Raw genomic sequence first — 12,547 nt, 5'->3', positions numbered from 1 at the left:
CTCTGGTCTCGTGGGCTCGGAGATGTGTATAAGAGACAGCCCCTGACACCCCCTGACACCCCCTGCCCGCCGCACGCAGGCCGCCCGTCAGCTTCCGTACGGCCCGCAGGCCCCGTACAGCCCATCGGCCCCGTACGGCGCATCGGCCTCGTACGACGCATCGGCCCCCTGACCGCGCCCCCGGCGGCAGGCGAAAAGCGGCCCGTCAACCCCCTGCGGCCTCCGGGGGCTTCGCGATCCCGTGCCGGTACGCGTACCGCACCGCCTGCGCCCGGTCGCGCACCCCCGTCTTCGCGAACAGGTTGTTGATGTGGGTCTTCACCGTGGCCGTGGAGACGTGCAGGCCACCGGCGATCTCGGCGTTGGAGAGGCCGTCGGCGACCAGCGCGAGCACCTCGGCCTCCCGAGCCGTCAGCCCGTCCGGCAGCTCGCGGGGCCCCTCCGGCGCGGCGGTTTCCGAAGCGGCAGCCTGCAAGGCGCCGGCCTCCGGGGCGGCCGTGGCGAGCCGGTCCAGGAGCCGCCGCTGGATCTGCGGCGACAGCCCGGCGTCGCCGGACATGACGTGCGCCACCGCCCGTACGATCTCGTCGGCGTCGGCGTCCTTGGTGAGGTAGCCGCGCGCGCCGGCCTGGAGCGCCGGGAAGAGGGAGTCGTCGTCGGCGTAGGTGGTCAGGACCACGACCTGCGTGCCCGGGTGCTCGGCGCGTATCCGGCGCGTCGCCTCGACGCCGTCGCAGCGCGGCATGCGCAGGTCCATCAGCACCACGTCCGGGGCGTGTTCGGCGACCAGCCGCAGCGCCTCCTCGCCGTCGCGGGCCGAACCGACCACCTCGATGCCCGGCAACAGCCCCAGCAGCATCACGATGCCCTCGCGCACCACGGTCTGGTCATCGGCCACGACGACCCGGGCCACCGGCCGCGGCGAGCCGGCCCCCGTCGGTCCGGCCCCCATCAGGCCGCCGCCCACGCCGCCCGCGCCTCCCATGCCGCCCCCTGCCACACACGCGTCACGCGGGTACCCGCAGCCGTACCACGAACCCCTCCTGTCCCGGCTCCGCCGGACCGGCCTCCAAGGCGCCGCCGAGCAGTTCGGCGCGCTCCCGCATCCCCAGGAGACCGTACCCGGAGCCGGTGGACGCGAGCTCCCCGGCCGGCCGCCGCGCTCCCCCGTCCCGGACCTCCAGCTCCACCGCGTCGTCCAGATAGGCGAAGCGCACCCGGACCGCAGCGCCCGGCGCGTGCTTGCGGACGTTCGTCAGCGCCTCCTGAACGACCCTGCGCACCGCCAGCCCGGCCTCCGCGGGCAGTTGCCGCGGCACGCCCGACACCTCGATGGCGGCCCCCTGGGATTCGGCGACCTCTCGCAGAAAGTCCCCGACCTGGGCCATCTCGCCGCGCAGCGCCGACAGCGCCTGCCGCGTCTCGGCCAGCCCCTCGCGGGCCATGCCACGGGCCAGGACGACGCGCTCCAGAATCCGCTCGTCGCTCTCGCCGCGCTCGATGAGCAGCCGCGCCGCCTCCAGGTGCACCAGTTGCGCGGAGAGGCTGTGGGCGAGGACGTCGTGGATCTCGCGGGCGATCCGGGCGCGCTCGGCGAGCGCCGCCGACTCGGCCTCCGCCACCCGCGCGGCCCGCTCCTGCGCCAGCAGCCGGAAACCGGTGCCGCGCGCCTCCGCGTCGAGCCGGAGCGCGTAGCCGACCAGCATGAGGCCGAGGCAGGTCCCCGCGGTCACCACCGTCCGGTCCTCGCTCAGCAGCCCGTACGCCAGTACGTGCACCGCGGCGCCGGGCAGCGCGTACGCCATCGGCAGCCGTTCCACGGCGAGGATCGCGCCCACGGCCCAGAGCGACCGGGCGGGTCCGTGCGCCCCGTAGATCTGCACCACGACACCCAGGGCGAACAGCAACCCCAACAGCCCCAGCGAAGCCAGCAGCCGGTGATCCAGCGTGGACCGGAAGTAACCCCGCGCCACGGCCGCGAACACCACGAGACCCCCGGCCAGCACCAGCAGCCCCCAGCCGTGGAAGGCCCCCTCCTGGAACGCCTGCCAGGCGATGAGCACGACCAGCGTGAACCGCACGCACTGGCTCATCGCGATCCGACGGCGCGGCACCCCCGCGTCCGACAGCGACTCGCGGTAGGGCCAGGCCCTCCAGCTCTCGACGGGCACGTACGGTCCTTCCGTCGCGGCGGCGCTCTCACTCATCGGCCGGGACACGGTACGCCGGCCGCGCGCCCTGTGCCTTCCAGACCACCAGCCCGCTGCGGGCCAGCAGCATGGCCGCCGCGGTCAGCATCGTCGCGGCCGAGCCCTGGTGGACACCGGCCGCGGCCCCCACCGCGTGCAGGGCCAGCCGGAGCACCACCCCACCGGCCCACACCAGGGCCGACGCCTTGCCGCCCTGCGCCCACAGCGCGCCCGACGCGTCCGACCACACCCGCGTGGTCCACGCCCAGCCCGCGCCCGTCGCCAGCCCGGCCAGCACCCCGGCCGCCAGCAGCAGCACCGACACGACCTCGTGCGCGTGGTCGACCAGCCCCGGCTTCCGTACCGCCATGAAGATCAGCACCGCGGGCAGCACCCACCACCGCCGCACGTCCGAGGCCACTCGCTGCGGCGCGAACTGGCGCAGCAGCACCAGTACGAGGATCGCGGCGATCACCGCGACATCGACCAGACCGGACATGGGGAGAGCCTCCGTAGCGGCAGGAGCGGACAACGCTCCCGAAGCTACGGAGACCCGCCGGCCGGCGGATCGGCGCACGGGTGGGCCCCGGGTGGAGATCGCCTCTCCACCCGGGGGTGGACGGGGCTCAGGCGTCGATGCGGGACCGGTCCAGCGTGGACGCCGCGCTGGTGATGAACTCTCTCCGGGGGGCCACCTCGTTGCCCATGAGCAGGTCGAATGCCTGCTCGGCACCCTCCAGGTCGCTGATGTTGATCCGCCGAAGGGTCCGCCGGCGCGGGTCCATCGTGGTCTCGGCCAGTTGGTCGGCGTCCATCTCGCCGAGGCCCTTGTACCGCTGGATGCTGTCCTTGTAGCGCGTCCCCTTGCGGTCGAACTCCAGCAGCGTCTGCCGCAGCTCGCTGTCCGAGTACGTGTACACGTACTTGTCCTGGCCCTTCTTGGGGTTCACCAGCTCGACCCGGTGCAGCGGCGGCACGGTGGCGAAGACCCGGCCGGCCTCGACCATCGGCCGCATATAGCGCTGGAAGAGCGTGAGCAGCAGGCAGCGGATGTGCGCGCCGTCGACGTCGGCGTCGACCATCAGCAGGACCTTGCCGTAGCGCGCGGCGTCGATGTCGAAGGTACGTCCCGAGCCGGCCCCTATGACCTGGATGATCGCGCCGCACTCGGCGTTCTTGAGCATGTCCGAGACGGACGACTTCTGGACGTTGAGGATCTTGCCGCGGATCGGGAGCAGCGCCTGGAACTCCGAATTCCGCGCGAGCTTCGCCGTGCCCAGCGCCGAGTCCCCCTCGACGATGAACAGCTCGCTGCGGTCGACGTCGTCGCTGCGGCAGTCGGCCAGCTTGGCCGGCAGGGAGGACGACTCCAGCGCCGTCTTCCGCCGCTGGGCCTCCTTGTGCTGCCGCGCCGCGATGCGCGTACGGGCCGCGGCGACGATCTTCTCCATGACCGACCGCGCCTGTTGCTTGGCGTCCCGCTTGGTCGAGGTCAGGAACGCCTTGAGCTCCTTGGCGACCACGTTTCCGACGATCCGGGACGCCGCCGAGGTGCCGAGCACCTCCTTGGTCTGCCCCTCGAACTGCGGCTCCGCCAGCCGCACGGTCACGACCGCGGTGAGCCCCTCCATGGCGTCGTCCTTGACGACGTCGTCCTCCGCGACCCGCAGCAGCTTGGCGGAGCGCAGCGCCTCGTTGACCGTCTTGGTGAGGGAGCGCTCGAACCCGGAGACGTGGGTGCCGCCCTTGGGGGTCGCGATGATGTTCACGAAGGAGCGGATCGTGCTGTCGTAGCCGGTGCCCCAGCGCAGCGCGATGTCGACGGCGAGGTCGCGCGTGACCTCGGTCGGGGTCATATGCCCGCGGTCGTCGAGGACCGGGACGGTCTCCTTGAAGGTCCCGTGGCCGCTCAGACGCAGCACATCGCAGACGGCCTTGTCCTGGGCGAGGTACTCGCAGAACTCGCTGATGCCGCCGTCGTAGCGGAACGTCTCCTCGGTCTTCCCCTCCCCGTCGAGGCCGCGCTCGTCGCGCACGACGAGGGTCAGCCCCGGCACCAGGAAGGCGGTCTGCCGGGCGCGGCCGTGCAGCGTCTCCAGGGAGAGCCTGGCGTCCTTGAGGAAGATCTGCCGGTCGGCCCAGTAGCGGATTCTGGTGCCGGTGCGGGTCTTGGGCACCCGCTTGCCCTTGTGGAGGCCGTTCGCCGGGTCGAAGGGCGCGTCCGGCCCGGACTCGGTGAAGATCCCGGGGACGCCGCGGCGGAAGCTCATCGAGTGGATCTTGCTGTTGCGGTCGACCTCGATGTCGAGCCGCGAGGAGAGGGCGTTGACCACGGAGGCGCCGACGCCGTGCAGGCCGCCGGAGGCGGCGTACGACCCCCCGCCGAACTTGCCGCCGGCGTGCAGCTTGGTCAGCACGACCTCGACGCCGGAGAGGCCGGTCTTCGGCTCGATGTCGACGGGGATGCCGCGGCCGTTGTCCCGGACCTCCACGGAGCCGTCGTCGTGGAGGATCACCTCGATGCGGTCGCAGTAGCCGCCCAGGGCCTCGTCCACGGAGTTGTCGATGATCTCCCAGAGGCAGTGCATCAGGCCGCGGCTGTCCGTCGACCCGATATACATGCCGGGGCGCTTGCGGACGGCTTCCAGGCCCTCAAGGACGAGTAGGTGCCGCGCGGTGTAGTTGGATTCGTCCCGGTCTGCCCCGGTCAGCAATGCGGTGGACGTCACGGACGTATCGGCGGTCACGCGGTTCGCTCCTCGCTGAATTTCTGTCTGACCCGAGTCCGGGTTCAGAGGTTGGCTCGGTCGCCGTTCAGAGGGTACCGACGCCTGATAGAGCCTTTGTGCCGCCACCCATGAGAACGCCCATGGTAGTCCAGAGTCGTTCGTACGTTCGATCCCTCGATGGGGTGACGCCCACATCACGTTCCCTTGGAGGCATGAACCATTTAGGCTCCGGGCACGTCCTCTTCAACAAGCCGGCAACCCAGCCGGGAGGACGCATACCGACAAGCGACGTGAAACCGTAAGCCAACGCACTACGGCTCATTCGCCGCCAAACCGTCAGGATCCGACCCCTCGGAAGGAAATTTCGAGGAAAAGCCGGCAGCGGGAACGTTTTCGGCCTGGTTGGATGTTGACCCTGGTACGACAGCTCGTCGAGCTAGAGAAGAGGCGACGTGACTACTGTTCTGACCCCCGCGAGCCCGCTGACGGCCGCAGACCGCTGCGACCGCTGCGGCGCCCAGGCTTACCTGCGCGTCGTTCTGATGAGCGGCGGTGAACTGCTGTTCTGCGCCCACCATGGGCGCAAGTTCGAGCCAGAACTCAAGAAGATCGCCGCGGAAATACAGGACGAGACGGAGCGGCTCACCGCTGCACCGGCGTCCGCGTCCGATGAGGAACGCTGACACATCGCATCCACGACGAGCGAGGTCCGGCCAGGCCGGACAGCCGCGGGCGGCTATCCCAACCCAGGGAACGCCGCCCGCTCTCGTGTCCGGACCCGCCGCGGGCGGCCCGGCCCCCTCGCCGCACCCGCCCCGCCGCCGCGCCATGACCCTCAACCGTGCGCGGTCACCAGCGGGGCGACCGCCGAGATCCGCGTATAGACACCGGGGCTCTTCGGCTCCCCGCAGCCGCTGCCCCAGGACACCAGCCCGATAAGCCGCCCACGGGCCACCAGCGGGCCGCCGCTGTCCCCCTGGCAGGCATCGCGCCCACCCCCCGGCTGCCCCGCGCAGAGCATCGAGGAGGGCCGGTACGTACCGTCGGCACTGCCCGGGTACGCGCGCCGGCACCGCGCGTCCTCCAGGACCCGCACCTGGGCCGCGTGCAGGGTGGAGGCGTAGCGCCCCTTGCCCGTGGTGTCGCCCCAGCCGTACACCGAAGCCGTGCCGCCCGGCCGGTACGCGACGTCGCCCTTGGGGGCCATTCGAATGACATCGGAGGCGGGCACCGGCTCCGCCAGTGTGAGCACCGCCACATCTCCGGCGTTGCTCACGGAGTCGTAGTCGGGGTTGACCCAGTCCCCCTTCAGCTCGATCTCGCGCCCGCCCGTCCCCCGCAGATCCTCGCGCCCCACAAGCACCCGCAGGTCCCGCACGTCCTTCCGCTCCACGCCGAGCACCTCCCGGCCCAGGCAGTGCGCGGCGGTCACCATCGCCGTGGGCGAGACCATCACGCCGCCGCAGAACTGCCCCGAGCGCGCCGCCCCGAAGCGGCTCCGGCTGGCCAGGGCCACCACCCAGGGGGCGTCCGCGACCTGCACCTGCTGCCCCCCGACGACTATCCGGTCCGCCAGCGCCGGACTCGGCACCGCCACCACCAACGCGAGGGCACCGAGCAGCGCGGAAATGAGAGAACGCATACGACCTCCTGACCGTGCGGAGTGTACTGCGTACCCAGCGTCACTCCGTATGGCCCTCATCGCATCCCGGCACCGCGGGCCCCACGCGGCACGGCGAAGCGCCCCCGGCCGTGGAACTCGGTGGCCGGGGGCGCTTCGGACGCTTCGCAGAGATCAGGCTCAGTCCAGGTAGTCGCGGAGCACCTGGGAACGCGACGGGTGGCGCAGCTTCGACATCGTCTTCGACTCGATCTGGCGGATGCGCTCGCGCGTCACCCCGTAGACCTTGCCGATCTCGTCGAGGGTCTTCGGCTGGCCGTCGGTGAGACCGAACCGCATCGACACCACACCGGCCTCGCGCTCGCTGAGCGTGTCCAGCACCGAGTGAAGCTGCTCCTGGAGGAGCGTGAAGCTCACCGCGTCGGCCGGGACGACCGCCTCGGAGTCCTCGATGAGGTCGCCGAACTCGCTGTCGCCGTCCTCGCCCAGCGGAGTGTGCAGCGAGATGGGCTCGCGGCCGTACTTCTGGACCTCGATGACCTTCTCGGGGGTCATGTCGAGCTCCTTGGCCAGCTCCTCCGGCGTGGGCTCGCGGCCCAGGTCCTGGAGCATCTGGCGCTGGACACGCGCGAGCTTGTTGATGACCTCGACCATGTGCACCGGGATACGGATGGTGCGGGCCTGGTCGGCCATGGCGCGCGTGATGGCCTGGCGGATCCACCACGTCGCGTACGTCGAGAACTTGTAGCCCTTGGTGTAGTCGAACTTCTCGACCGCGCGGATCAGACCGAGGTTGCCCTCCTGGATGAGGTCCAGGAAGAGCATGCCGCGGCCGGTGTAGCGCTTGGCCAGGGAGACCACCAGGCGGAGGTTGGCCTCCAGGAGGTGGTTCTTGGCGCGGCGGCCGTCCTCGGCGATGATCTCCAGCTCGCGCTTGAGCTTCGGCGCGAGCTTGTCGGAGTTGGCCAGCTTGTCCTCGGCGAACAGCCCCGCCTCGATGCGCTTGGCGAGCTCGACCTCCTGCTCGGCGTTGAGGAGCGGGACCTTGCCGATCTGCTTGAGGTAGTCCTTGACCGGGTCAGCGGTGGCGCCGGCCACGGCGACCTGCTGGGCCGGAGCGTCGTCCTCGTCGTCGTCGGAGAGGACGAAGCCCTTGTTCTCGCCGCCCTCTTCCTCTTCCTCGGGCTTGCCCGGCGCCGGCACCTCTTCGATCTCGTCGTCGAGGATCTCGTCGACGTCCTTCTTGCCGGCGGTCTTCTTCGCGGCCGTCTTCTTCGCGGTGGCCTTCTTCGCCACCGGCTTCCTGACCGCGGCCTTCTTCGCGGCGGCCTTCTTCGCGGGCGCTGCCATGACGTCGTCGGCCTCACCCTCCGCGACCTCGTCCGGGGCGGCGGAAGTGGTGGCGGCCGCGGTGGCCTTCTTGGCCGTGGCGGTCTTGGCCGCCACCGTCTTGGTGGCGGTGCGCTTCGCCGGGCTCTTCGCTGCGACGCTCTTGCGGGTGCGCTTGGGCGCCTCTGCGGCACTGACCATCAGCGTCACACCCTCCTCGTCGAGGACCTGGTTGAGGCTGCGCAGAACGTTCTTCCACTGGGTTGGCGGAATCTGGTCAGCCTCGAAGGCCCGACGCACGTCATCGCCGGCGATCTGCCCCTCAGCCTTTCCCCGCTCGATGAGCGCCAACAGAGACTCGGATTCGGCGATCTCCGTGGGGAGCGTACGGGATGTGCTGGCCGACACGAACAACCTCTCGGAACGATGGAAATGGCTTCCGACCCCGTCCACAATGGACCGGAGCCGACGACCGACGGCAAGGATGAACCGACGGCGCGGGCGGGAGTGCGGAGTTCTACAGCATCTCGGGCGAGTGCTGTATTCCCTCCTCTGCTGCCACCTCTTTAGTCATCGCACTGCCTCAAAGAGCGTTACGCCCAATCATCGTGGCCCGAGTCACACCGCATACCAGGACGAGAGGTGTCACACGCGGACAGTTCGCTCCCCGCCGCCGGACCCGGGCCAGGGTCCGGCGGCGCCGGTACCACTCGTGGAGCCCGTACGGTCAGTGCTCGCGCGGCGCCGGCACCACACGCTCGACCTCGGGGTGGACGGTGAGCAGTTGGCGCATCGCGGCCTCGGCTCCGGCGGGGTCCCCCGCGCCGATCGCCTCGACGATCCGCAGATGGTGGCCGACGCCGGTCTCGCTGGGGCGGTCGCAGCCCACGACCGGGCCGCCCGAGACGTGCAGGGCGGAGGAGACGATGCCGGAGAGGTGCTCCAGCATGCGGTTGCCCGCGACCTGCAGCAGCAGCGAGTGGAACTCGGTGTCCGCGCGGGAGAAGGTGAGCGAGTCGTTCTGGGCCAGCGCGTGGCCCATGATCTCGGCCATGTCGGCGAGGCGCTGCTGGAGGTCCTCGCGGCCATGGCCCGCGGCGAGCCGGGCCGCCAGCGGCTCGATGGTCCAGCGCAGCTCGCACAGCTCGCGGCGCTGGTCCTCGCGCTGCGGCCCGAAGGCCCGCCACTCGATGATGTCCGGGTCGAGCAGATTCCAGTCGCTGACGGGCCGGACCCGGGTGCCGACATTGGGCCGGGCGCTGACCAGCCCCTTGGCCTCAAGGACGCGCAGCGACTCGCGGACGACGGTGCGGGAGACCTCGAAGCGCTGCCCGATCTCCTCGGGGACCAGCGGACGGTCGGCCCCCAGGTCCCCGGAGACGATCATCTGGCCGAGTTGCTGGACGAGTTGGCCGTGCAGCCCGCGGCCCCGGCTGCCGGCGGCCCTGCGGCCGCCCCGGCCCAGTTCCGCGTCGCCTCCGTCCCAGGACGGTGCGGCGCCGCGGTCGGCGCCGGGGGCGCCCGCGTAGGAGTAGCGGTCAAGCTCGCCCGGAGCTGCGAGGCCGGTGTCGGCGGGGCGAGCCGCGGTCATCATGGTGTGCGCAAGGGTACTCACGCATCCTTTGTCGGCGACGCCCCGGAAACCCTTGAGTTCTTTGGTGAAAAGCACACGAAAGGGTGATCGCGCATTACCGCATAATTGACGCCTTATCGGACACAATCGGGCGCCGCTCCGGGATAGCGGGCCGATCATGCGACTGCCCCCCGACACGCCACCGCCGCGGCCGCCCCCGCAGCCCGGTCAGCGCGTACGCGCAGAACAGCACGGCGAGCGAGAGCGCCAGCGCCCAGCCCACAGGGTGGGCCAGCAGCCGCAGGAGGGCCGACATTTCTTGATCAACACTGGTCGGCCACTGCATCAGGGACAGCGACCGGAGCCGGTCCGGCAACCCGATCACCGACCGGGCCGACGGACTGGCCAGCACCCCACGCACCAGCGGCACCACCGCCACCGGCACCACCAGTACGGCGGCCAACCCCATCAGCGCGGACCGGAAGACGCCCGCGGCCAGCAGCCCTGCCCAGGCACACCCCACGGCCAGCCCGACCCAACCCGCGATCAGCGCCGGCCCCCCGCCGGGCAGCGCGACCGCCTCCGCCCCGTAGAGGAAGCTCAGCGCGAACCCGTCGATCGCGAGGACGGCGACGGCGAGCAGCAGCGCGGCGCCGGCGCTGACCACGAGCTTGGCGCCCAGCAGACCGAGACGGCGCGGGAGAGCCCCCTGGTCCGGGGAGAGCACCGGATAGCGAAACTCCTGGCCGAAGGCGAGGGCGCCGAGGAGCCCCGCCCCCACCGCGGCCGGCGGCAGCGGAAGGACGTTCGGCCAGCCCGTGAGCAGCGGCAGTGCGGAAGGCTGACCATTGCGGGCGATCAGTACGGAGGCGAGGAGCGAGGCGGCCAACGAGAACCCCGCCACCACCCAGCCGGAGCTCGCCCCGACGGCCCGGCGCAGCTCATAGAGCAACGGCTGTACGGGCCCCGGCGGCGCCAACCGCCCGAACTCGGGCGACGCCGATACGGACGCCACGGCCGGCCCCGGCGGCCGCTCGGCCCCGCCGGGCGCCCCGGCCGGCGCCGAAGCTCTCCCGCTCTCTCCCCCCGCCCCCACCCCCTCCCCTTGCCCACCCGCCGCGGACGCCACCGGCAGCGCCCCCTCCTCGCCCGCGGGACGGCCGTCGGCCCGCTGGAGAGGCGCCGCCGGGGCGGTGTCACCGGTCTCCTCGGCGAGCCGGTGCACCGCGATGCCGTTCCGGTACGCGACGTCCCCCACCGCCGCGCACGAGCTGCCGTAGACAGAGATGCGGCTCCCGCTCTCCCGCACCACTTCGATACGCCGGTCCGAACCGTGCGCCTCGTTCGTGAGCAGCACGGCGAGCCGCGCCGCGAACGGCGACCGCACCGCGACCCGGGGCCTCAGCCGCGTACGCGCGAACTCCGCGGCCTCCTGGTCCGCCAGCAGGCGCCCGGCCTCGACGGTGACCACTCGGTCGGCGATCCGAGCGGCCTCCTTCGGTTCGCGCGAGGTGACCAGCACGACGCCGCCCTGGTCCGCGTACCCTCGCAACAGACCGTGCAGCCAGGCGGTTTCGCGCGGTGAGAGCCCCTGCGCGGGCTCGTCGAGCACCAGGGTGTGCGGGTCGCCGAGGAGGGCCGCGGCGAGACCGAGGCGCCGGTCCATGCCGAGCGAGAAGTCGCCGAGCCGCTGGTCGGCGAGGCCGCTGAGCCCGACGACGTCGAGGACGTCGTCGGCCCGCTCGGCGGGCACCCCGACGGCCGCGCTGAGCATCCGCAGATGACCGCGGGCCGTCCGGCCGGGGTGCCCGGGGACGTCGCCGAGAAACACACCGATCTCGCGGGCGGGGTGCGGGATCCTGTGCAGCGGACGCCCCCTGAAGAGGGCGACGCCCCGTCCCGGGTCGAGCCGGAGCAACAGACGCAGTGCGCTGGTCTTCCCGGCCCCGGACGCCCCGAGCAGCACGGTGACGCGTCCGGAGGGCGCCTCGAAGGTGAGGTCGTCGACGGCGGGTGGCTGGTGGCGGCGGGGGACACTGGTCAGCCCGATGGCCTGGATCATGGCTTCTCTCGCGGGGCGTGAGACCGCTGGGCGGCGCATGCGGAAGGGCGGAGGAACATCCCCAGCACCGTAACCCGTTATGTCCCATTTGCGGCGTAGTGAGCGCCTCCCGGCGCCACCCGTGTCCGATCCCGCCTCCCCCGCGCCGCTCGCTCCCGCCCGGCCAGGGGCTCCGCAACCACTCGCCTCGCCGGCCCCGTCTCGCCCCGACCCGAGGCCCCCACGGACCGGACATCGGGCACCTGATCAGGCGTCAGGCCGCAGCATCGGAGGGTTCAGCAGCGTCGCACCTCCCGCCCTGAACAACTGCGCCGGCCGCCCGCCCTGACGGGTCGTCGTCCCGCCCGTCGGCACCAGGAAGCCCGGCGTGCCGGTCACCTTGCGGTGGAAGTTGCGGGGGTCCAACGCCACACCCCACACCGCCTCGTAGACCCGGCGCAGCTCCCCCACCGTGAACTCCTGCGGGCAGAAGGCGGTGGCCAGCGACGAGTACTCGATCTTGGACCGGGCCCGCTCCACGCCGTCCGCCAGGATGCGGGCGTGGTCGAACGCGAGCGGGGCCGTCTGGTCCCCGTCCCGGCCGAAGCCGCTCTCCTGGTCGAGCAGATCGTCCACCGGCGCCCAGCGGACGCTGCGCGCGTCTCCCCCGGCCCGGGGCGCGGGGAGGTCCGGGGCGAGCGCGAGGTGGGCGACGCTCACCACCCGCATCCGGGGGTCGCGCTTGGGGTCGCCATAGGTCCCCAGTTGTTCGAGGTGCGCGGCGTTGGCGGGGACCGTGCCCGCGGGGTCCTGCGCGAGCAGCCCGGTCTCCTCTGCCAGTTCTCTCGCGGCGGCGACGCCCAAGTCCTCGTCGACGCGCACGAAGCCGCCCGGCAGGGCCCATCGTCCTTGGTAGGGCGGCTCTCCACGGCGGACGGCCAGGGAGCACAGTGCGTGCCGACGCACGGTGAGCACGACCAGGTCGACGGTTACGGCGAAGGGCGGGAAGGCCGACGGGTCGTAGGGCATGCCGCGATCATAGTCGTCTGCTTGACGATAAACAGG

At 71.8% G+C, this 12,547-nt stretch carries 10 protein-coding genes; 1 reads left to right on the top strand and 9 read right to left on the bottom strand.

Annotated features, from left to right (window positions below; genetic code table 11):
* Window positions 1-205: 205 nt before the first annotated feature.
* The 4 genes from IF55_RS34725 to IF55_RS34710 all read right to left on the bottom strand — a co-directional run bounded on the left by IF55_RS34725 (window position 206) and on the right by IF55_RS34710 (window position 4,936).
* On the bottom strand, window positions 206-952 hold the full coding sequence (locus IF55_RS34725) for a response regulator transcription factor (RefSeq protein ID WP_030884398.1): 747 nt from the start codon (window positions 950-952) through the stop codon (window positions 206-208).
* Between the two features lie 55 nt (window positions 953-1,007).
* On the bottom strand, window positions 1,008-2,207 hold the full coding sequence (locus tag IF55_RS34720) for a sensor histidine kinase (RefSeq protein WP_048833053.1): 1,200 nt from the start codon (window positions 2,205-2,207) through the stop codon (window positions 1,008-1,010).
* Window positions 2,200-2,688 carry a hypothetical protein gene (locus IF55_RS34715; protein ID WP_030884403.1) on the bottom strand — a complete coding sequence of 163 codons (489 nt, stop codon included), beginning with the start codon at window positions 2,686-2,688 and terminating at the stop codon, window positions 2,200-2,202. Before IF55_RS34715 ends, IF55_RS34720 begins: the two co-directional genes overlap by 8 nt.
* A 127-nt stretch (window positions 2,689-2,815) precedes the next feature.
* On the bottom strand, window positions 2,816-4,936 hold the full coding sequence (locus tag IF55_RS34710; protein ID WP_030884406.1) for a DNA gyrase/topoisomerase IV subunit B: 2,121 nt from the start codon (window positions 4,934-4,936) through the stop codon (window positions 2,816-2,818).
* A gap of 434 nt (window positions 4,937-5,370) precedes the next feature.
* Here IF55_RS34710 and IF55_RS34705 point away from each other — a divergent pair, with 434 nt between their 5' ends.
* Window positions 5,371-5,601: a DUF7455 domain-containing protein gene (locus tag IF55_RS34705; RefSeq protein ID WP_030884410.1), complete on the top strand. Its 231-nt coding sequence runs from the start codon at window positions 5,371-5,373 to the stop codon at window positions 5,599-5,601.
* Window positions 5,602-5,753: 152 nt separating this feature from the next.
* On the opposite strand, the gene IF55_RS34700 is transcribed toward IF55_RS34705, so the two are convergent.
* The 5 genes from IF55_RS34700 to IF55_RS34680 form a co-directional block, all read right to left on the bottom strand.
* Window positions 5,754-6,560: a S1 family peptidase gene (locus tag IF55_RS34700; protein ID WP_030884413.1), complete on the bottom strand. Its 807-nt coding sequence runs from the start codon at window positions 6,558-6,560 to the stop codon at window positions 5,754-5,756.
* 159 nt (window positions 6,561-6,719) lie between these two features.
* Window positions 6,720-8,276, bottom strand: a complete 1,557-nt coding sequence (locus IF55_RS34695) for an RNA polymerase sigma factor (protein WP_211270084.1) — start codon at window positions 8,274-8,276, stop codon at window positions 6,720-6,722.
* Window positions 8,277-8,595: 319 nt separating this feature from the next.
* Window positions 8,596-9,537 (bottom strand): FadR/GntR family transcriptional regulator, encoded by a 942-nt coding sequence (locus IF55_RS34690; RefSeq protein WP_078645766.1) that lies wholly within the window; start codon window positions 9,535-9,537, stop codon window positions 8,596-8,598.
* A 19-nt stretch (window positions 9,538-9,556) separates the two neighbouring features.
* Complete coding sequence (locus IF55_RS37975; RefSeq protein ID WP_078645765.1) at window positions 9,557-11,503, bottom strand: ABC transporter ATP-binding protein; 1,947 nt, start codon at window positions 11,501-11,503, stop codon at window positions 9,557-9,559.
* 246 nt (window positions 11,504-11,749) lie between these two features.
* Window positions 11,750-12,511 carry an NUDIX hydrolase gene (locus IF55_RS34680; RefSeq protein WP_030884427.1) on the bottom strand — a complete coding sequence of 254 codons (762 nt, stop codon included), beginning with the start codon at window positions 12,509-12,511 and terminating at the stop codon, window positions 11,750-11,752.
* Window positions 12,512-12,547: the final 36 nt, after the last annotated feature.

The organism is Streptomyces varsoviensis (assembly GCF_000718635.1).
In the GTDB taxonomy this organism is placed as follows: domain Bacteria; phylum Actinomycetota; class Actinomycetes; order Streptomycetales; family Streptomycetaceae; genus Streptomyces; species Streptomyces varsoviensis.
Note: the sequence above shows the minus strand (reverse complement) of the source record. Positions and strands in the feature narration are given on the sequence as shown.

Bases quoted from the DNA above. Each gene is read 5' to 3' on its own strand.
- IF55_RS34700 (WP_030884413.1), bottom strand. From the start codon at position 6,560: ATGCGTTCTCTCATTTCCGCGCTGCTCGGTGCCCTCGCGTTGGTGGTG.
- IF55_RS34715 (WP_030884403.1), bottom strand. From the start codon at position 2,688: ATGTCCGGTCTGGTCGATGTCGCGGTGATCGCCGCGATCCTCGTACTG.
- IF55_RS37975 (WP_078645765.1), bottom strand. From the start codon at position 11,503: ATGATCCAGGCCATCGGGCTGACCAGTGTCCCCCGCCGCCACCAGCCA.
- IF55_RS34680 (WP_030884427.1), bottom strand. From the start codon at position 12,511: ATGCCCTACGACCCGTCGGCCTTCCCGCCCTTCGCCGTAACCGTCGAC.
- IF55_RS34725 (WP_030884398.1), bottom strand. From the start codon at position 952: ATGGGGGCCGGACCGACGGGGGCCGGCTCGCCGCGGCCGGTGGCCCGG.
- IF55_RS34720 (WP_048833053.1), bottom strand. From the start codon at position 2,207: ATGAGTGAGAGCGCCGCCGCGACGGAAGGACCGTACGTGCCCGTCGAG.